16 protein-coding genes and 1 pseudogene are annotated in these 19,151 nt (G+C 38.8%); 11 read left to right on the top strand and 6 right to left on the bottom strand.

The window, feature by feature from the left end; genetic code table 11:
• The first annotated feature begins 27 nt into the window (after positions 1-27).
• Together J0M15_13115 and J0M15_13110 are read left to right on the top strand one after the other, a co-directional pair.
• Positions 28-7,017, top strand: a complete 6,990-nt coding sequence (locus J0M15_13115; GenBank protein MBN8537988.1) for a hypothetical protein — start codon at positions 28-30, stop codon at positions 7,015-7,017.
• The gene (locus J0M15_13110) at positions 7,008-7,604 is read left to right on the top strand and encodes a hypothetical protein (protein ID MBN8537987.1); all 597 of its coding nucleotides are present in this window, start codon (positions 7,008-7,010) and stop codon (positions 7,602-7,604) included. The genes J0M15_13115 and J0M15_13110 overlap by 10 nt, the downstream gene beginning before the upstream one ends.
• 132 nt (positions 7,605-7,736) lie before the next feature.
• Here J0M15_13110 and J0M15_13105 read toward each other — a convergent pair whose 3' ends face one another.
• Positions 7,737-8,261 carry a hypothetical protein gene (locus J0M15_13105; GenBank protein ID MBN8537986.1) on the bottom strand — a complete coding sequence of 175 codons (525 nt, stop codon included), beginning with the start codon at positions 8,259-8,261 and terminating at the stop codon, positions 7,737-7,739.
• A 360-nt stretch (positions 8,262-8,621) separates the two neighbouring features.
• Between J0M15_13105 and J0M15_13100 the strand changes: the two genes are divergently transcribed.
• A complete protein-coding gene (locus tag J0M15_13100) occupies positions 8,622-9,815 on the top strand; it encodes a hypothetical protein (protein ID MBN8537985.1) in 1,194 nt (397 codons plus the stop codon).
• A 249-nt stretch (positions 9,816-10,064) separates the two neighbouring features.
• Here J0M15_13100 and J0M15_13095 read toward each other — a convergent pair whose 3' ends face one another.
• Positions 10,065-10,541, bottom strand: coding sequence for a hypothetical protein (locus tag J0M15_13095; protein ID MBN8537984.1), 477 nt, complete (start codon positions 10,539-10,541; stop codon positions 10,065-10,067).
• Between the two features lie 255 nt (positions 10,542-10,796).
• Here J0M15_13095 and J0M15_13090 point away from each other — a divergent pair, with 255 nt between their 5' ends.
• On the top strand, positions 10,797-11,216 hold the full coding sequence (locus J0M15_13090; GenBank protein ID MBN8537983.1) for a hypothetical protein: 420 nt from the start codon (positions 10,797-10,799) through the stop codon (positions 11,214-11,216).
• A gap of 88 nt (positions 11,217-11,304) precedes the next feature.
• Here the strand turns inward: J0M15_13090 and J0M15_13085 are convergent, their stop codons facing one another.
• Both J0M15_13085 and J0M15_13080 read right to left on the bottom strand, forming a co-directional pair.
• Positions 11,305-11,493 carry a hypothetical protein gene (locus tag J0M15_13085; GenBank protein ID MBN8537982.1) on the bottom strand — a complete coding sequence of 63 codons (189 nt, stop codon included), beginning with the start codon at positions 11,491-11,493 and terminating at the stop codon, positions 11,305-11,307.
• A 60-nt stretch (positions 11,494-11,553) separates the two neighbouring features.
• Entirely contained in the window at positions 11,554-12,687 is a 1,134-nt protein-coding gene (locus J0M15_13080) for a hypothetical protein (protein ID MBN8537981.1), read from the bottom strand.
• Between the two features lie 334 nt (positions 12,688-13,021).
• On the opposite strand from J0M15_13080, the gene J0M15_13075 reads away from it, so the two are divergent.
• From J0M15_13075 to J0M15_13050, 6 genes are all read left to right on the top strand, one after another.
• Complete coding sequence (locus J0M15_13075) at positions 13,022-13,219, top strand: hypothetical protein (protein ID MBN8537980.1); 198 nt, start codon at positions 13,022-13,024, stop codon at positions 13,217-13,219.
• A 254-nt stretch (positions 13,220-13,473) separates the two neighbouring features.
• Positions 13,474-13,704 carry a hypothetical protein gene (locus J0M15_13070; GenBank protein ID MBN8537979.1) on the top strand — a complete coding sequence of 77 codons (231 nt, stop codon included), beginning with the start codon at positions 13,474-13,476 and terminating at the stop codon, positions 13,702-13,704.
• Positions 13,705-13,759: 55 nt separating this feature from the next.
• Positions 13,760-14,275: a helix-turn-helix domain-containing protein gene (locus J0M15_13065; GenBank protein ID MBN8537978.1), complete on the top strand. Its 516-nt coding sequence runs from the start codon at positions 13,760-13,762 to the stop codon at positions 14,273-14,275.
• Entirely contained in the window at positions 14,251-14,601 is a 351-nt protein-coding gene (tnpB, locus tag J0M15_13060; protein MBN8537977.1) for an IS66 family insertion sequence element accessory protein TnpB, read from the top strand. The genes J0M15_13065 and tnpB overlap by 25 nt, the downstream gene beginning before the upstream one ends.
• Before the next feature lie 42 nt (positions 14,602-14,643).
• Positions 14,644-16,161: an IS66 family transposase gene (locus tag J0M15_13055; protein MBN8537976.1), complete on the top strand. Its 1,518-nt coding sequence runs from the start codon at positions 14,644-14,646 to the stop codon at positions 16,159-16,161.
• Positions 16,162-16,191: 30 nt separating this feature from the next.
• Positions 16,192-16,839, top strand: a complete 648-nt coding sequence (locus J0M15_13050; protein MBN8537975.1) for a recombinase family protein — start codon at positions 16,192-16,194, stop codon at positions 16,837-16,839.
• A 149-nt stretch (positions 16,840-16,988) separates the two neighbouring features.
• On the opposite strand, the gene J0M15_13045 is transcribed toward J0M15_13050, so the two are convergent.
• Positions 16,989-18,152: a Fic family protein gene (locus J0M15_13045; GenBank protein ID MBN8537974.1), complete on the bottom strand. Its 1,164-nt coding sequence runs from the start codon at positions 18,150-18,152 to the stop codon at positions 16,989-16,991.
• 266 nt (positions 18,153-18,418) lie between these two features.
• Between J0M15_13045 and J0M15_13040 the strand changes: the two genes are divergently transcribed.
• Complete coding sequence (locus J0M15_13040) at positions 18,419-18,718, top strand: hypothetical protein (GenBank protein ID MBN8537973.1); 300 nt, start codon at positions 18,419-18,421, stop codon at positions 18,716-18,718.
• Between the two features lie 61 nt (positions 18,719-18,779).
• Here J0M15_13040 and J0M15_13035 read toward each other — a convergent pair.
• A pseudogene (locus tag J0M15_13035) lies at positions 18,780-19,025 on the bottom strand (transposase).
• Between the last annotated feature and the right edge of the window lie 126 nt (positions 19,026-19,151).

Here is a 19,151-nt window from a genome sequence, read left to right as displayed (position 1 = left end):
AGTCTTAAGATGAGATCGTTTACTTTTATGAACCTTAAATTTAAATTTTTTATCTACTCCTTGTTTGTTATCTATCTGTCGTCGTGTAATAGAAATAGTGGGGGAAGTGATTTCGCATTGCTCGAGGCGGGCGGTAAAGGAACAGATCCTGCGTGTAAGATTATATCTAAAAGGCCTGAAAAGGATACTTTTAAAGTCGCTTCAACGGCAGGTGTACTGAATCAATTCATAGTTCAAACAAATGCAGAAAGCTGTAAAGCTGAATATTTAATTAATGATGTGGCTGTAACGTCAACAGGACTTATTGCCGATATAGACTCTGCCAACTTTAAACCAGGTTCGAACGTCGTTAAAGTCAATGTGAAGAATGACACTGGGACTGAATCGTTTGAATGGACGGTGACCAAAAATAACCCACCTACATGTAACTCACAAAGCCCTACCAACTTATCTCCTTCGGTTGCCGCTGGTTCTGAATTACAACTTACTGTCCAGGGTCAAGATATGGACGGGGAATCTTTACAATTTGCTTGGAAATACAACGGTTCAAAAAATGATACGTTGTTAGTGCCAATTATTTCTTCTCCAACCGCTTCTCAAATCAGTTTTAGACCTCAGCCTGAGAACGGGGGAACACAAAATGTAAAGGCCGAGATCAGTGATGGTTATGATACGGTATCTTGTTCTTGGACTCCAAAGGTTTCTGGGGACTGTTCAATAACTACAAAAGTTCCAGATGTCGCTGGAAATAATATCCGAATATTATCAACTGGTAGTGCGCAGAATGGTTTTTCCGTTTCGACGGTGACTGCTGGGTGTGAAGTTTCTTGGACTCTTAATGGAGTTCCTTTGACGGGGAAGGAATCTTCTAAAATTTTAAATTCTTCAATTTTTGCTATCGGAAATAATATTTTGTCAGCCTCCGTAACGGGTGCAACAGGTCAAAGCTCTCAAACTTGGACGGTAGTAAAGAACTCGCCTCCATCTTGTGGAGTGATGACACCAAGTAATCTTTCCACACAAACCATAGGTATCAGTCAAAATTTATCTTTGAGTTTAACATCCGCAGATTTAAATAGTGATCCCTTAACTTTTTCATGGAAATTAAATGGTCAAAGCGTCGCCACTTCAATATTGTCACCTGCTAACTCAGGAAATACGGCAAATGCTTCTTTTATTCCCACGTCTCCGCAGGTGGGAGCCAATAGCATTGGAGTGGAAATTTCAGATGGATACGAAAGCACAACTTGCAGTTGGCCAGTTCAAGTACTTCCTGCTTGCGATATTTCTTCTTCATCTCCGGACCATCTGACAAATCGAAGATTTGCGGGATCGACGGCTCAAACAATTTCCTTTAGTCTGACTCCGAATTTCCCAGGTTATTGTACTGTTAATTGGGCCATTGATGGAACTAATGTGGGAACAGGCACACTTTATAATTTAGTCTCAACGAACGCTCTTCTGTCTAGCGGAACCAATCATACTTTGGTTGCCACCGTTTCAAATGGATTAGGAAGCACCGTTACTAGAACTTGGAATTTGGTCAAAAATTCCCCTCCGGCTTGTGGAGTTTTAAATCCCTCAAGCACCACTTTGTCTATGACCCAGGGAAGTGGTTCTCAGGTTTTTCAATCTACAGTGGTTGATAGTGATGTTGGGGATACCTTTAATTTTTCATGGAAGCTAAATGGAGCGGCAAGTGCTTCCTTACTAAATTTAGGAAATACCTCCTCATTGAGTTCTTCCCAGTTTACCCCGACTATTGGGAACGTGGGAAATAACATTGTTTCCCTCTATGTAGACGACGGCTATGATAGTATCGCTTGTTCTTGGGCTGTTACCGTCACTGGAGATTGTACGTTAACAAGTTTCGCACCTTCAAATGCAACGACTATTAAAATAAAGGCCAACGATGTTGTCGGAAGCTTGTATAGTATTACAACAAGTACGGCAGGTTGTCCGGTATCCTGGAGTATCAATGGGACACCTATCAGTGGTACGACTTCCTTTAAATCATTTGCATCCGGTGATTTTTCAACAGGTAACAATATTTTACAAGCCTCAGTGAGTAATGGTGCCACGACAACGACGACGACATGGTCTATTAAGAGAAATAGTTTGCCTACGGCAGTTCAAGCCCCGTCAGCTTCGGGGATCTTAAATCTTTCGATTAATACAGACTACAATTTTTCAGCGAATACGACAGATGTTGATTCGGATCCTTTAACAATAACTTGGAAAATTAACGGGACGGATTTAGCATCTCTTTCACCACCCATCACCCATACCACGCTATCTTCAGTGAATCCTTTTCAAGAAAGATTTAATTTTAGTAATAGTTATACTGGTTCTAGAACGGTGACTGCCTCTATCAATGATGGAACGGATACAGTAGATTTTAACTGGGATTCAATGGTATTTAATAACTGTCTTGTTTCTTCCTCATTTCCTTCGGGCGCAACACAACGGGTTTCAGTTCAAAACAATATCACTACAACCTATGGTGTGATTCCCAACGATTCAGGTTGTCTTATCTCTTGGCAACTGAATGGGACGCCCGTTGGTTCAGGTAATTTGTATGATTTAGCGTCTTTAAATGGTGCTTTAGGAGCCACGAACACCCTAGAAGCCACATTAAGCAATGGCGTTGGAGTATCAGCAACTAGAACATGGAGTATTGTTAAGAACACACCTCCTTCTTGTCTTTCGGGACAAACTCCAGCGGCAACAGGAAATGAATTGTTATACACCTCTTCTTTAGCTTTATCTTGCTCGGCTACAGATGCAGAAAATGATGTGGTCAGCTTTTCTTGGAAATTAAATAACGCCTATCCTGAATTATTTTCTGGTATTTCTAGTTCTGGGTATACTTCCTCTGCAACCTTGAATCCAACGATAGGGGTTCTTGGATCTGGACAATCAGTAACCTCAAATTTTTATGATGGATGGGACACAGGATTTTGCCAGTGGAATGTAAATATCAAAGATCCGGCAACAGTGCAAATTCAAGCTTGTACCCCAGTTCAGGGAACCGTCACCTTGCTATCTCAGTATTCCAGTACGCCAACTTACGATATTAAAACCTTTACTGTTTCTGCGACTGGACCAGATATCACTTACCGATGGAAGGAAAACGGAACCATTCTTTCAGGGCTTACGGCGGCTCAAGCTAAAGTATCAACGAACTCTACGGATACTTATACCTCTGAGATTCCAGACCATGTTTGGGCTATTGGCACCCGAAGCCTTGTTGTGGAAGTCATAGATAAATATAGCAATATTCAAACTTGCACTTGGAGTTTAAAACGAAATCGTCCTCCTCAAATTAATACAGCGGCTGCAGGAACGAGCGGAACAGGCATCCAAATGTGGCTTGATACCGCTTCTTTTACACCCAGCGGAAATATCAAAATGAATTATGCTTCTTCACTTCAGGTTAAAATATATGGAACGGATCAGGATTCTGGTGACCCAGCCAACTTACAATATTATTGGAAATTAAATGGTCAGCAATTGCCTTCTGGAGGAGATTCATTCATTGGATACACCGTGGCTGGAGATAAATCTTATTCCACAGCAACCATTTCACCTAATTACGATGAAACGAGATTAGGCAATCTCACCTTAACGGCCGTCATATCTGATGGAGCTGAAACCGTAGAGCAAACTTGGACTATCAATATCAACATGTTTTCTACAGAATGTAATACTTTGTTTAGTGCTTCGGTTTCTGCCAAGGGCGGGCAAGTGTGCACCCTTGTCGGCCAAGCAGGAGTCGGTGCGGACCGACTTCCAGAAGATGATATGACCAAGATGAGGTTTCAACCTTGGGATTTTGCTTTGGATGGAAATAATATTTTATTTACAGATTACAATTCAAACGCTGTGTTTTATTACAATCGAGGAACAACATCCGGTGACGATGTGACTCGCTTTGGAAAGATCATTCCTCATGGAAAAATCGGCACCATTTCTGGAGCTGGGGCCTCTGGTCTGACTCCGAACATGCTGCTTTCGACGGATCCTTTTAAACTCAATGGGCCACGACAAATAGCTTATTATGGAGGACGTGCCTATGTCGCCGACATTACAAACCACCGTGTTGTCGTGATTAAAGAAGATGGAGTTTCAGAAAGTTTTGTCGGCAGGGTCAGTGATAATGCGATCGCGAGCAATGTGACGGCTGCGAACTCTACGACGGGTTCCGTAGGAACTTCACAGATGTGCTACGATGCTTCAGGGCTAAAAGTGGTAAATGAAAGTGGAACGATTTATCTTTATATGGGCTGTCGCCATAGTATTAAAAAAGTGAATATTACAAATCCATCTGATTTGGTAAATTACGGCAAAACCTATTTGGTTGTTGGGAAGCTAGGGCCTGGGGGTGTTCTTGGTGATGGTTGGGAAAATGGAGATCCTATCCAAGAAGCACGGACTTCAAGACCACGGGCCATAGATATAGATAATAACAATAATATCTATTGGACTGAGCATGAAGGTCGTCTCAGAGTTTTCAATCGGGGTGCCACTTCCTTATCTTTCTTTAGCGGCAGAAGCACTTCAAGTTCAACCACTTTCGTCGCAACTGATTATGTCAATAGTGGTGGAAGCATTACAGGACTTTCAACTTCAGGAAAGCTTCAAGCCGTTAATGCCTCCTTAAATGTAGCAACAAAAGTGGTTATTAATGGACCAAGTAATGGAGCCACTTCTTATGTTGGAAATGGCCATTGTATCCCATTACGAATTCAACTTCAAAATGCAGGAAATCTGGCTTCGATATTTGGTTCAGATGTTGGAATTACCATGTCTGCAGCTCCTGCCAATGTCAATTTCTATGCTAATGAGGCTACTTGTCTGGCCAGTGGTGCCTTAACAACAAACTACACCCTAACGACAGGGCAAAGAGAAATTGAAGTTTGGGCTAAGTCAACCACCAACAGTACCTACACTCTAACAGCTACAGCAACGGGCGTGACGTCGGGAACTCTTTCGAATTACACAGTGGCTACTCCAACTGCGACGACTCAAAAAATTTTAGTTGCCTCTTCAACCAATTCTTTTCACTTTCAAGATTGCACTCGTGTTTGGATAACACCTGCTAATGCTTCAAACGCTCCAGCCAGTCCTACAGCTGGGACTCAAATCCGATTTTATGCTCAAAATGGCGGAAATTTTTATGCAAAGTCAGATACGACCTGTTCAGGAACTCCGATTGATAGCTTAACTTATAGCGGAGGGGCCACTTCCTATTCCGAAGGATTTGTTAATTTCGCTAGAACTACGATTGTGCCTGCGGGAAAGGTAGGAACTCTCTACGGAAATCCTGCAACCATAGGTGGAAATTCACAAGCCTACCTTGCGGGATCCGCAGGAATAGCTCAGTTTAGGATTGGCTATGGTTTAGCCGTTAATTATTCAGGAAGTAATATCCTAGGATTTTTTATCTCTGGTTGGGATTATCATATCACTACTTATATCAATAATAATGACAGCTCTGGAGGAACGACACTCACTCAGTCTATAGGTGGCACAAGTCTAGGCGCAAATGCGGCTTCCACAGGCCTTTATCATGAACAAAAAGCGATCGCTGGTGTGAGTGGTTCTGGTACTTTTAATGGTGATTCTAAGACGGGTGTGAATTCGAGATTTTATAATGTAGCAGGAGTTATGTTTGATAGCACGAAAGACTATTTGCTGTTTGGTGATGTCTCTAACTGGAGAATGAGAAAAATGCGCGTCACTAGCGGGGCTGATAATTCCATTTTAGGAACGTTGGTTGGTTCTGGACGAGCGAAGTTTGGTTGGTACGGCGATGCTCCTGTTCCAGCGACAGATGCCGTTTTTGAGCAACCAACGGATATTATTTTTGAATCCTCTTCAAGTTCACTATTTATTTCTGACATGAGAAATGGACGAATTAGAAAGGTAAATCTATTGAAGGGGAGCTTTGAAACTTATCTGGGAAGAGGTCGAGGCGACATGACGGTTCCAAGTGAAGATCAGTTTGCCATGCTCCTAGGTGGGCCTCAACAAATGACTTTATATAAAAAGACAGGTGCTACTCCAATGGATTTCCTATTATTTGCGGATTCGACCGTTTCTGGTAACAATGTTGGAGCCGGTGCCAATATTACCTGTGCCATCCGAGCGTTCAACAGAGATCCCTCTTTGACTAAAACCATATTTGGAGAAGACGTTCAATCGCAAAAAATAAATAACATTGTTGGTGATTATTCTTTGGGTTGTCAAGGCTCCATCACCCTCAATCAGACGGGATTAAATTCAGCTCTTAATAATCCAGTAGGTTTAGTCAATGACGGAACTAATTTGTATGTTTCAGACTTTTCAAATCACTGCATTGTTAAAATAGATCCTACAAATACGGTTTCCAATTTTATTGGACGTTGTGGGACAGCAGGTTCGGCTGATGGAGTCAGCAATGGTGACAACACTACGAATTCTACTTTGCTGACCTATCCTATGCAAATGGTCATGGACCCTATGAATGCAGGTAACTTTTTCTTTACGGAAGGACATAATCAATCCATTGGAAAAATACATTACGCCAATACAGGTGCTGCTCAGGTAAGTTTTGCTGCAGGTAATGCCATTGGGAAAGGAGCTGGCATCGTTGGAACATCCACTCTTTGGTCTATTGCGCCCGCCAGCACAACGGCAAGGATCAACGGAATAGCCGCTTTTAGCAGCAAATGGGTTTGTGTTACCAGTGGAGGAACCATCAGCAATTCACATTGGTTGGATCCAAATACAGGTGGACATGGGGTTTATTGTTTTGACAGGGGAGATTCTCTTGGAAATATGAATCGCATTGTAGGGTCTAACCCATCAAATGCAAACCGTGGAGGTTCTTCATTAGGTCTTGAGCACGAATTAAAACCAGGAACTTCAGTTCAACTCAATCAACCACATGGAATTGCCTTTGATGATGATGGAAACTTGTATATTTCTGAAAGAGGCTCACACGTGATAAGAATGGTCAGAAGATGGTGGTAAGAAAAATAACTATTTTGATTCTAATTGTTGGATTGGGGCTTGGTTATTTTTTCGTTAGCCAAAACAAAAAATTAAATCATCTCATGCAAATCTCACAGAATTATGCAAGTGAGCAAAAAAAGAACTTGGAAGATTTAAAAGCCGCGTATCAAGTAAAGTATACTTTCCTACGAGAATTATTTTTTGCCAAACCTGGAGAGAAAGAAAACCTTCAAATATTAAAAGATATTAATGCCAGCATAGCCTATTTGGAAAAACTAAAAGTTTTAGAACAATCTGATTTAGATAATTTTGAATTTCAAAATAACAAATTAAATGAACTTTTATCAAAAGAAGTCATTAGTTTTAATCAGAATAAGAAAAGTTTGATAAAAAACAGTTCCCAGCTGCGAGCTCTCGAGCGAATCGATAGGTTTGTCGATACAGCAAGAAACAAATACAGTCATTGGAGTTATCAGTTTTCCAAAATTAATAAAGAAATGAGTCAACTTTATCTTAAAGCAAAAATCAATACCCAAGTACTTTATTATAAAATGGATCATCTCATTTTTTCTGTGAATGAAAAAAACGCTATTTCTAGATTATGACCATAGAACCATAGAATCCTATTTTCTTTACCAGAAAGCATAAAACTTCTGCCTTGAATTTATTTTTCCAACTCCTAGGTAAACTTAATTATCGTCATCATCGTCACTCTTGGAGCTTCGCTTTAGTTCAATTTAATGTTGTGTCAAAAATCCATCAGAAAAACCGACGCTCTCTAATCTTTCGATTTCTTTTTCTTCCTGGGATATGAAGTATTTTAGCATCTCAATGTCATCGTTATTCGTGACTTGAGACATTTTTCTCTTAAACTGCTCTATGTTGGTTTTCAGGAGTTCTATCTTTTTCGTTTTGGCGACCTCCGACCTTTTAATGTTTTCCTTCTGAATAATATAGGGTCTATATATTGAGGTGGCGATATCGCTGAGGAAAATTCCTATTCCCATTTTGCCAGCAGAGAGTTTCCATATTATAGGCTTTCTCATCTGCAAATCCCAAAGAATTTTAAACCATTCTTTCGGTATTGCTAATCTCGAAGAGGCGATTTCGGGGGCTGTTTTTATAGCCGTATAAATCGCTTTAATATAAGAAATTTCTAAAGCCCAAGTCATCATTTTACCGGAAATGTCTAAGGCTAATAAAGAGGTGAAAAAAACAAGTTTTTGATTTTCATTTTCGCCAAAGCAAAGTGTAAGAGCCATATCAAATCCTAAAGACGAAACCAGAATCTTTATGATTCCGAGTGAAACTGAATTAAAGTTATACTTTAATTATTTTTTAGTTGATATTTTTCTGGAAACTGTGATTGGCGAAATTTACCTGTGTTCAGGGAAATCCTTTGGGTCCACAGTTAAGCAATGCTGTTCCCCATTGCCTTTACATGTCTTCGTGACCTATCTAGGTCACATCTTTGTAAACCTTTGTCTGCACTAAGACTAGTCCTGCTTCGACTTAGGTAAAGATAACGATGATATTTATTTTGCATTTTTGAATTGGAGTCATGACAATAAGAAAATCTTTGATAATTTTTATTTTAGAAATAACAAAAAAAGGGAGTTCGAATGAAATTTAGTTCACTTTTTGTCGTGCTATTATCAGTGACTTGTATGATGGTTGCCTGCAGTAAAAAATCAGATGATGTCGCTGCAGCTGCTGGAAGTACTTACTCTGCTGAAAAACCGTCTGCAATTATGACGGGGATTTCAAATGCGATAGTTGCTACGGGTACTGGTCTAACAACCGCATCAACAGCAGGTGTTCAGCACCAGGAATTAAAACCAATGCTGGTTGCTTCTGCCTGTGATAGCAATGGTGAACCAAATAGTCCTTTAAATTATGGCAGCTCTGCTTACCCAGGAACTTTGACTTATTGTAAAATGGTCATTAATAGTCAATCACCTGATACGGTTCAAGGTGGTTTTGCGCTCGTAAAAAATATCTCTTGTGCATTGGAAAAGGCAGGGCTCGTATTTGACGGACAGGCTCATAGTACTAGCATCACCATTGATTCAACCTGCTTTTCTGCAAAACAAATCAGCGAAATGGGTGGCACTATGACCATCAGTGTAACAGCTTCAAAACCAGCGGCCTTCAACACTTATTTTGATGCTGGAGTTGTGCTCGATGTAACTGGGCAAAATATGATTTTTAAAATTGCAACAAAAGTCTCTGGGACTAAAGTAGAATTTGCTACGATGGAAGATCAAGGTACTAACAAAAAAGGCCTTTCCTATGGCTCGCTAGATACTGCTGATGGTTCGCTAAGATATGAAACTAGAATGGAAAGAATTGATTGCACCGAATCTGGTTCATGTGGCTGGAATCGTCATATTAAATTATTTGCAGATTTAACTATGAATGGAAACACTCCTGGTGATGTGGAATCGGTTTCCTTTGGATATTCCAATATTCAATCAACACCAGGTCAGTCTGGATTGGGAGGTCTTCTTGTAACGGCATCTGGAAATTTAACAACGGGAATCAAAGCCCGCTTATGGCAGGCCAGCAATGGGACGGTAAACCAACTTCCGGCGGCAACCAGTGATTACAACACTCCTGGAAACTGGAAAGAAGTATCAAATACAAGTTGTTATACAAAATCTTCTGATTCTGCGGGAACTTGTGGATCAGGAGCTGCGGGTTTTACCTCTAATGTTAATTTTTTACTTTTTGGACCATCATACACAGCTGTAAGTACTTGGTTTACAAATTTTGCCGGCGCGACATGGAATGCCGTGGATGTTAGTGCTGATTAAATCATATTGATTTTTAACATTTGCTAATATTTGCAATTCTATTCGTAATATTTGTTATAGCAATATACTCGTTTTTTAAAAAGCTACCCATTTTGGGTGGCTTTGCCAAATTAATTCCGACACCTTTGCAACGTTCTGAGGAGCTTGCCATTCCGAACGAGCCTATGAAGCCTACTCAATTTGCTAAAATTGAAGGTCCAGTATAGCTGTGCATTGCTGAGCCTATTTCAAACTACAACCAAGTATTTTTTAATCAGAAATTATTGGGTACATCCACCAGATCCACGAATCCTTATTTCTTCCTGCTCTAAATATTTCTTCCAAAGATGCACATCTGTTAGATCCTTTCATGCTAATAACCAACCGCTCTCGGTCATAATGAAAAGTATACTGAGAATCTGGAATGGCTGCTCCGTTGAAACCGAAGGCAGGAACATGGACGGAAATATCAGATGTTTTTGATCTTGAGCTGCCATAGGGAACAATGACTTTACTTATGATGTAGATGGCATCGGTGACATGATCATAGGTGATCTTGATGGTCGAATCTTTTATTTCCTCAAATGGATGGCTGGTTATCTTAACAACAAATGGCTCTTCAAGCGCCAACTGACCAAAGAAACCATGGTATTTCTTTTTGCGAACCTCCCAGTCATTTTCTGTATTTTCAATTTTCTTATAAGTATACAGATCAGAATATCTATCCCAGATTTGTTTGTCTCGCATAGTTCAGCTTCAATTGCTAGTCATTTGGTGAACTAAGGTAAAATGGATCAGGTAGTTAAAACTCTTTCTCGACAAAATGGCGTCAACAATAGAAACAATATTTGTTATTTAGATTTATACTTTTTACAGTTCCATTTTATTTATTTGCATTGTTTTTTTAGTCTGTTTATAAAGGCCCCATTGAATTCAGAGGCTTTAAAAAACTGAGCTAAGAAAAAACAAATAATTTATGCCTTACTATTTTATGGAGATCTAATGATTAAAATCCGATTTACAAGAAATATTCTATCTGCTGGAATCATTTTTTTTGCACTCATTTCAGGTGCCAGTAATCAACTCAATTGTTGGAATCCCTCAACAGGATTTGCATTAGAGGTTAAATACTATGGCGCTGCTTCAAACTACAATAAAATCAGCCAAGTGAATCTAAGTAGAGCTTTAGCTACATTCTTAAGAAATAGCAGTGGAAATAGCGTAGTTCCAGAAATTTTTGAAGGAGATACGAATTGGAGTTCTAATACATTTTCTTTCTCAGCAGGTGCTGCGAAATCATTTTCTTTAAATCTAGCTTCAGACTCAGGCGGAATAAAACTTTATTATGTTTATTATGCAACCTCCAGCCTCAGACCACCTACTACTTTTTTCTTTAACCCTGGCGAATGTAGATTTAATTAGTTGAAATTTGACGTACCAACCGAACTTGATTTCAAAGTGCCATACCATTAATGAAGCCGTTACCACATGGTTACTGGCAGGTAATTTCTTAAAGTTCTTCTTTAACTTTTTCTTTCATATCTTTTAGCTCTGAATTTTGCTTATGCTTTTCATTATGATGGGGCGGTTGCCTGGAAATCCAAGAAGTCACCGTGCTCTTTGGAAATCCGTGCTTTTCAGCTGCCAATGTCAAGTTACCAAAAAGTGCAGAACTCGCTTCAAGAAGATGCAAAATCAAAGGTCACTCAGATCCAAGGGGAATACTATGAAACCTACGACTGATTACAAAGGTTTCCTACTAGTCACACCAAGATCCTATTTGGGTGACAATGCTTGCGGCGATGTCCTCATCAATAGGTCCATAAAGAGGATCCTTACTAAGGCCATGTCCTTTGCCTTGATGAATTACAAAACTCGGCCAAGATTTCATCTTGAGAGAACTTGCTTGATGGATCGCTTTCTCTCTCTCTCTCAACCCCGGAGTCTGAGTGTCGATATCGCCATTGTGATACTCAATAGGACCGACGAAATTCTTAAGATTTTCTAGGACGCTGGTGTTGTTGGTAAACCAGCTCTGCCACCACTTATAGGCCGAGAAAACGACGCCATTTTGCATATAGGGATCTGAAGGCTTGTGCGACTGAGCATCAATTATTGCAGCCTTATAGTTCTCTTCAAAACTTGCAGTAACCTCCGCAGATGTCCAACTGCCCTTGGGACTTAAAAGGACCTCCAGTGGAAAGGAGCCATTCAACCGCGATGTTCCCAAACCTGCTTTGATCTCCTCATTTGTCAGGATTCCATCTTGATTTGAGTCCATCGCCATTGTCCAGGCCGCCATTCGATCTGAAATTTGCCAGTGCAAAATGCTTTGTGCACTTTCTGTGATGCCACCGATAAACATGATAGCCTTGGTCTCCACGCTTTTCCTGGCAATCAATCTAGAAATATACAAAGTGCCTTCACTGTGCCCTAGAAAGATCAATTTGCTTTTATCCAGCAAACCTAGGTTTGCAGCAAAATCGTAAACGACCTGAATATCGTCCAGATTGGTCTGTTCCGTCACTTGTCCACGAATACTTTGATCAACGCATTTAGCAATCACAGCTTTGGACATCAAATCACATAAAACACCGCGAGAATCAAAGCGAACCGTGGCCACACAGTCCTGATTGAGTTTTTGCGAAAGATCTGCAAACAACAGATCTCGGTCTGTATGACTGCGCCCAAAATAAGTATTACGGGTAAAAAGACCGGTTCCCGCAACCATAAGCACCACTGGAAAAGGGGCTTTACCACATTGAGGGATGTCGACTTGACCGTGAATATGACTAAGGCCATCCGTGGTATTCAAGGTAAACTCAAGGCTATCCGCCTTGGCAGCAAAAGGAGCCGTTAAAAGAAAAGTTAGAATGAATAGATTCTTCTTCATAGATTTAGGGTGGTACCATAAGGTCCGCGGATTTGCCAGTTAAGGGTCAAGGTTAGGTACTTTCTTCATGCCAACTTCTGGGCCCAGTATTGCAAGCAGACAACCGACCTGTCCTCAAAAACAATACCGGCCTTAAAAACCCTAAGCACCATCCTCAGCCGGTTTTTACGGTGAATTCCAGGGAGCAGCCGAGGCGCTTAGAAAAATTTTAGTGTACGTGAAATTGGTTGAGACAAACAAATAAAAGATTCCGTAGGCATCTAGAACTTCTGGTATCTTATTTAATTTTTCTAAAACCAACTGTCTGTCATTGGTATTTTTAAGATAAATACCAATGATTGCGCTTACAGTGAAAATCGATGTAGATTTCACATCCCATGAACAGCAAGGTTTAAAAATGGAGGGTTTGGCTTTTAATTATAAAATTGAATTGTTCTTGGATTCCCAAAGAGTTTTATTCACTTTAACAACTCATGATGGAACCACAAACTGGAAAGAGCTTCCACTAAAGGAAAAGAACTACCAAAAATAGAATTCACCAGAATGTATTGGACTTCAAAGTGGTGAAAATTTAGGGGTCAGGGGATTTGAACCCACGAACGCTTTTTTAAAAAGGATACCTCATGAAATATATTTGTATGCGCAGACATGATGATGAGCACTCTGCCTGTAAGTCCACTCATCACACAAGGATTTACATTAAGTAGTTTTTATATGTGAAAATTTTCAACAGTGGCAAAACAGTTATTTATGTGTACGATGCGACTTTCAAACAAGGATTAACCTATGAGAATTTCATTTTTCGTCTATCTTTTAGTTTCCGCAATCACTCTTCAAGCTTTCGCGGAATTACCAAAAAGTTTTGATGCTACGACACGGTCTGAACATGTAGTCGCGTATTTTCGTAATGACGAAACAAAAATAGACGAAGCAAAAAATATCGTTTTAACAGCCGAAAAACATTTTGCAAAAATAAGCAATTTCTTGGGAAAAGATAAAACGCCTAGTGAAATGTAACCACTCTTTAGGTAGCGTTATTTACAGTTGAAATAAATTCTGTAATTTTTATTCTATGAAAAAATCAAGTGACCAGAAATTAGTTCATGAAGCTATTGAGTTTTCAAAGATATTGAAGTCGGATTTAGATAACCATGTTTTTAAACAAATCTCTGATCAAAATAAAATTCGTTGTGTAGAGTTTGTTCAGCGAGGTTTATCCCTAACTGAGGTAGCAGTCATATTTGGGATTCCAAAATCAACATTGAGTGGTTGGAAATTCAGAGTTGAGAGCTCTTATTGCGATATACCCTTGAAAGCAACACCTACTCAGGGCTTCGCAACAAAGACTGCCGCACCATCAAATTGGATTTCAAAAGGAGATCCAAAACTTAACAAAACCCTAGATGAAAATAAACTTATTGAGGTTCGTCTTGCTAAGTCTTCAGCAGAGCAGATGACTTCAGAACCTCAAATTGAATTTACTGTTTCAAGTGTTAACTTAAATCTATCAATTAAAAATTTAAATTTGCTATCAGCAAAAGAATTAATGAAGGATTATTTAAATTGTTTATCGATGAAAGAAATTTAAAAATATATATTTATGGTGAAGAGATTGACATGCGAGGAGGCTTTGAACGATTAATGTACTTTATTCGCGAGAAGTTTCGTCATGATGTGGATCAAGGGTATTTGTGTTTATTTTTTGGCCGCAATAGAAAAAGAATAAAGGCTCTGTACTATGATGGCAGCGGTCTGGTATTAGTAGCAAAAAGACTAGAGACTGGAAGATTTATGAGTGGGAATAATTTATCAGATTTGAAAGTTATTAGCACAATTGAATTTCAATCATTATTTCATGGTGGTCATATTGTCAGACCACAAATAAAAAGAGATCTAACACTTCAAGCAGATTAAAAAAATACTTGTCAATTAAGCCTTATATAGTAGAAATAATTCATGCGCTTTCTTGAGAATGAAACTAATCCCGACATATTACGAGAACTTGTAAAACTCTCGGTAGCAGAGGTTAACAGGCTCAATCAAGTTATCGTAAAAATTCAAGAGGAAAAAGAAAAAGCAAGAGCTCAAGTTTTAAATATTGAAGAAAGTTATTCTCTTTTAAAGAAAAGATTTTTTGGAAAATCTAGCGAAAAAAGATCCAGACCCAAAAGTTCAGATAGTGAAGAGCTCACCTTACATGGTCAAACGGTGTTACCACCAGTTAAGGAAAAGAAAGTAAATAATTTACCAGTAGATTTGGTTATCTACAGGGCTAGTGCGGAAGAGCTTATCAGCATGAGTTCTGATTTAGGTTTAGAAAAACCAAGTCAAGACCAATGGGAAGAAGTTCCTGGCATGTTTGAAGAATCTTTTGAAATCACAATTGTTGAGCGTACTTATAGAAAAACCAAAATAAGAAAACAAAAATATAGACTTAAAAAGCAATTTGCTGTGAAAGAAAAGAATCAGTTTTATACATGTCAGGGTCCAGAGACGAAGCTTTTACCAGGCTCTACTTATTCTGTAGACTTTGCAGTGAGTGTGGTTACGGATAAATATGTGAACCATCTCCCCCTGGAGCGTCAAACTCGAATCATGGAATCAAATGGATTAAATAATATCAAGACAAATACTTTGTATCAACTTTGTCGCGTTGTAAGTACGCATCTAGAACCACTGATCCGTAGAATTAAAGATGAAATATTGTCAACAACACTCATCCATGGTGATGAAACTCCGTGGCCCATTACCAATGAAAAAGATAGTCATGGATATATGTGGGTATTGTCTAACAATACGGGTTCCTTTTATCAATTTGAATCCACACGAAGTGGTCAAGTTCCAGAACAAAATTTAAAAAACTACAAAGGGTTTTTAATGACTGATGGTTATAGTGGGTACACGCGATTTAAAGACTCCCTAACAGTTAGATTAACGCATTGTCATTCCCATGCTAGGCGAGAGTTTATAGATATCCAAAAAGATTATCCAGAGGTAGAAGACTATTTGAAATATTATGACGATCTTTTTAAAATAGAGAAGCTTGCAAGTAATTTTGATCAATTAAAAAAACTCAGAGAAGAGCGATCAAAGCCAATTATTGAAAGTATGAAAATCTGGCTAGAAAAAAGTTATTTAAAAGCCCGCGGGGAATCCACTTTTCTAAAAGCTATAAAATACAGTTTAAAAAGATGGAAAGAATTAACTGTTTTTCTAGAGTATCCAGAAGTGCCGTTAACAAACAATGAAGCTGAAAGAACTATACGTCATGCTGTCATGGGCAGAAAGAATTTTTATGGCTCACGTTCAATTGATGGAGCCGATATTACCGCCGTTTTTTATACCATTATAGAAACCTGTAAAAAAGTAGAGGTAGATCCACGAACCTATTTACTTCAAACGGTAAAAGAAATTATCAAAGGCCATACTCCACTAACTCCATTGGAATACGCAAAATTTAATACTTTGCAATAACGCGAAGTAAAGAGTGGTTACGATGAGGGAATATCAGGAGCTAAAGAAGACCGCCCTGCTTTAAACCGTCTGATGAAAATGGTTGATAACAATGAAGTTGAACAAGTCATTGTGTTTTCTTTTTCAAGATTTGCAAGGTCAACCAGCCATCTTTTAAAAGGTCTGAAAATTTTCAAAGAGAAAAACACAAGATTTATTTCAACGACTGAATCCATTGACACAAATTCACCTTTAGGTGTGGCACTCTATACGATACTTGGAGCGTTGGCGCAGCTCGAGCGTGAAATGATCATTGAAAGAGTTCGCGCCGGAATGGCAAATGCAAAAGCCAAGGGCAAGCGAATTGGCAGAGTTAAAAAAAGAAATTCAATTTTGATAAGATCACTTCTTGAAGCCAAGTTATCTTATCGCGAAGTAGCCCGTATAGCAAAATGTTCGCATGGTTCCGTACACGCTGAACTGGTTGCTTACCGTAAAGAAAAAGAAGCCGCAGAAAAACAAAAGATGCAGGAAATTCAAGACTCAATCAAATCAACATCAAACACCCAACCCCTTGATGAACTTAAAAAAATGGATTTGGATTCTGAAACAATTCAGAAAGTACAGAATTCACTTCAAGAAGATGCAAAATCAAAGGTTACTCAGATTCAGGGAGAATACTATGAAACCTTTGACTGATTAAAAGTATCGCCTTTATAGGGTCCATCAAAATTTAGCTGGTTATAAAAAGAAGCGGCTCCGCCAATGATGGTTGAGCCGTTTTTGTTTTTTGCGCCTTGGAACCAAGCGGTTTTGGCGTAATTTAGTATTTTAATAAGATTTCGATTTCATGGTAAATTGTAGAATTCGCGATAAAATTGTTCAATCTCATATATGGATTTATAGAATGAATGTGAAGGAAATAAGTTATGCGGAAAAGGTGGAGCCCCTATTTTTCTAAGAGCATAGTCGACTAAAATCCGAGCGGTGCGTTTGTTCCCGTCTGCGAAGGGTTGTAAAATCATAATTTCCTGAAAAATTGAAAGAACTTCGGTTAAACTACTCTCATCCTTAAAAGAATTAATTTTATGGACTATGTCTTGAAGTTTCGCAGAAACCTGATCGGCAGGAGTATATTCAAATATTATTTTACCATTTCTCCATCCAAATACATTATAATCTGTTAAATCGACTATTGTACCATCACTATATTGTTTTTTTGTGCCCCTAGTTATTCCAGCATACAAAGAATAATCATGAATAAGATTTCCTAAATTAACTAGTCTGTTAACCTCTTCAATATCTTGTAGGGAAATACTTCGCTTTAGTGTAAGTACATATTTATAAGCGGCAGTAATATTTTCCATAATTTTCGAATCAGTACGGTCACTGTTGATCTGATTCAACATCATGGTTTCGGCTAGCTGGTCAATACTCACCTCAATGGGTTTGGCAGCGTCAGTTATTTTTCTTATTTCTTGACCCTTCAAAATAGGTTTGGTTTTCACAATGAACGGTATTAATGATTGATGGGAATTTACTACCTGAATCATATCCATTTTATAAGAATACAACAAATATACCCTCTTACCTTTAGGATCTACCAATCGCAAATGAACATATTCTCCGACTTCTCTTACCGCCTCAATTTCTAATGGTTCGGGTCGAGGACTGAATGTTAATGTTTGCCCTTCTTTAGGAAAATTTGATTTTAACAATCCAACTTGAGTGAAAGTATCTAATGGTTTTAGCTCTCCGTGTGATGATTGAAGTGCATAAGTGACTGGAAAATGGTGAGGCTTTATCACCTTTGGAGTCTTTTCGGCAGCGATGTGGTTTGATCCCAATCCAAATACTGGAGTGCCTACACCGGCTCGTAACGTTTCATTTTGAGAATAAAAATCATCACATCGAGTTGCGTTGCAAAGTACAGGCAAAAAAAGTAAGCAACTGACTAATAATTCTTTAGCAATTGATAATAGTGTCCTATTTAATTTGAGAACATCTTTCATATGTAATGATGTATGGAAGATTCATGCCGAACAAAATCAAATCAAACGTTGCCACCTGCGATATATTGGACCTGAGGTATTTGAGGCCGAAAGCTGTTATAAAATTTTGACCTGGAAGCGGCCATTGACCAAAAGGACCGCTATATTGAATCTGACGCCAAAATCAATCCCATGGGCACCGAGCGCCTAGACTATCCATAGACTTCTTTGCTATCTACTCAGAAATGAAAAATGCTCCAACAATTCCGACTTTACCAAAAAACTTAATGAACACTTTTTTCCAAAAGGCAGCCGAGTTTTATGACATGGCCCCCTGGGATCAATTCGGTGACTCTGAATATTTTGGTGTTCTGATTCCTGAAACAAATGAAATTCAATTTGTCTCTATTTTGGGTGGCGGTGGCCAGTGTTTTGGGCTTGCTACCTATCGCGGAATTATGGGACTGGCATTTCTGCAAGAGCTTTTGACTGGTGAAGAGGTTGAAGATCCCTTTTTCATGCGATTAAATCAGGATGGACTACTGCTTGAATTCACAACAAAAAAATATGTAGAAGTTGGGATTTAATCTGACAGTTGCCCTTTTGTTCATCAATTTATTTTTAACTTTTTTAAAAAAATCTGTACTGTCAGTTCAAGTTTTGATTGATGGTTTTTTCTCTTGCTATTCTTAATCCGTCAAGAAAAGTTTCCATTGGTGTTTTGCCATTGCAATTTTTTCCCTGATGAGTCCTCCTTTCATTGTATTCTCTGAGCCACTGATCTAGATCTTCCTGTAGCTCTTCAATCGTATTGAATATTTTTTTTCTAAAAGCTATTTGATAAAATTCATTTAAAATTGTTTTATGAAATCTCTCACATATTCCATTTGTTTGGTACATCAACAAACCTCCCCACATTTTAAAAGTAAATTAAATCTAGTAAATTGATATCACAACAATACATGGAGGTATGTTATGGATTTAGAAGTATTAAAGAAAAAGATCAGCACTTTTCGTAGT

The organism is Deltaproteobacteria bacterium (genome assembly GCA_017302835.1).
In the GTDB taxonomy this organism is placed as follows: Bacteria; Bdellovibrionota; Bdellovibrionia; order Bdellovibrionales; family Bdellovibrionaceae; genus UBA2316.
The sequence above is the reverse complement of the archived record's forward strand: the minus strand, read 5'-3'. Positions and strand labels throughout refer to the sequence as shown.

What these genes read in the sequence shown, in the direction of transcription:
- J0M15_13100 (MBN8537985.1), top strand. Translation starts at nt 8,622, where the DNA reads ATGAAATTTAGTTCACTTTTTGTCGTGCTATTATCAGTGACTTGTATG.
- J0M15_13040 (MBN8537973.1), top strand. Translation starts at nt 18,419, where the DNA reads ATGAACACTTTTTTCCAAAAGGCAGCCGAGTTTTATGACATGGCCCCC.
- J0M15_13080 (MBN8537981.1), bottom strand. Translation starts at nt 12,687, where the DNA reads ATGAAGAAGAATCTATTCATTCTAACTTTTCTTTTAACGGCTCCTTTT.
- J0M15_13065 (MBN8537978.1), top strand. Translation starts at nt 13,760, where the DNA reads ATGAAAAAATCAAGTGACCAGAAATTAGTTCATGAAGCTATTGAGTTT.
- J0M15_13115 (MBN8537988.1), top strand. Translation starts at nt 28, where the DNA reads ATGAACCTTAAATTTAAATTTTTTATCTACTCCTTGTTTGTTATCTAT.
- J0M15_13110 (MBN8537987.1), top strand. Translation starts at nt 7,008, where the DNA reads ATGGTGGTAAGAAAAATAACTATTTTGATTCTAATTGTTGGATTGGGG.
- J0M15_13055 (MBN8537976.1), top strand. Translation starts at nt 14,644, where the DNA reads ATGCGCTTTCTTGAGAATGAAACTAATCCCGACATATTACGAGAACTT.
- J0M15_13045 (MBN8537974.1), bottom strand. Translation starts at nt 18,152, where the DNA reads ATGAAAGATGTTCTCAAATTAAATAGGACACTATTATCAATTGCTAAA.
- J0M15_13070 (MBN8537979.1), top strand. Translation starts at nt 13,474, where the DNA reads ATGAGAATTTCATTTTTCGTCTATCTTTTAGTTTCCGCAATCACTCTT.
- J0M15_13090 (MBN8537983.1), top strand. Translation starts at nt 10,797, where the DNA reads ATGATTAAAATCCGATTTACAAGAAATATTCTATCTGCTGGAATCATT.
- J0M15_13105 (MBN8537986.1), bottom strand. Translation starts at nt 8,261, where the DNA reads ATGGCTCTTACACTTTGCTTTGGCGAAAATGAAAATCAAAAACTTGTT.
- J0M15_13095 (MBN8537984.1), bottom strand. Translation starts at nt 10,541, where the DNA reads ATGCGAGACAAACAAATCTGGGATAGATATTCTGATCTGTATACTTAT.
- J0M15_13075 (MBN8537980.1), top strand. Translation starts at nt 13,022, where the DNA reads ATGATTGCGCTTACAGTGAAAATCGATGTAGATTTCACATCCCATGAA.